This window comes from Lactobacillus nasalidis, assembly GCF_016587775.1.
Lineage (GTDB): Bacteria > Bacillota > Bacilli > Lactobacillales > Lactobacillaceae > Lactobacillus > Lactobacillus nasalidis.
Genome location: NZ_BOCG01000569.1, coordinates 1 through 487 on the forward strand (window position 1 = coordinate 1; position 487 = coordinate 487).

Below are 487 nucleotides of genomic sequence, written 5' to 3' on the forward strand. Positions count from 1 at the left end.
GCCGATCATTTCAAACAGGTCTTCCAGCTGGCCCTTGACATAGTAGAAGTCGATGGCTTCGTCCTGGTGCTGCCAGTTGCTCTCGCCGGCCTGGCCCACATAAGCGGCTGCCAGGTGTTCGTGTTCGTGGTAGCTGCCGCCTTCCATGTCGTAGACGCGGGCGTTTTCAAACAGCTGCAATTCGGTCTGCTTGCGGGCAAAGTTGTAGGCAATCGTGTCCAGCAGGCCGCAGATCAGGTTCTGGCGCATGGTCGTTCTGGAAGAGTTGAGCGGCCAGTTGACCTTGACCGGGGTAAGCGGCTGCTTGACGAAAGTGGTGGCCAGTTCTTCAGAAGTCAATGAGTAGTTGATCGTTTCGCTCAACCCCTGCCCTTCCAGCAGGCCGCGCAGGTGGCGGACCTTGATTTCATCGGCCGCGTAGCCGCCAGTCAGTTCGCCGGTAGCCGGGTGGGTGGACTTGATGTTGTCGTAGCCGTAGATCCGGCCG

Annotated in this window: 1 pseudogene; it reads right to left on the bottom strand. The window is 58.9% G+C overall.

The window, feature by feature from the left end:
* Positions 1-487 (bottom strand): annotated as a pseudogene (locus lacNas_RS10860) (phenylalanine--tRNA ligase subunit beta); the annotation flags it as partial.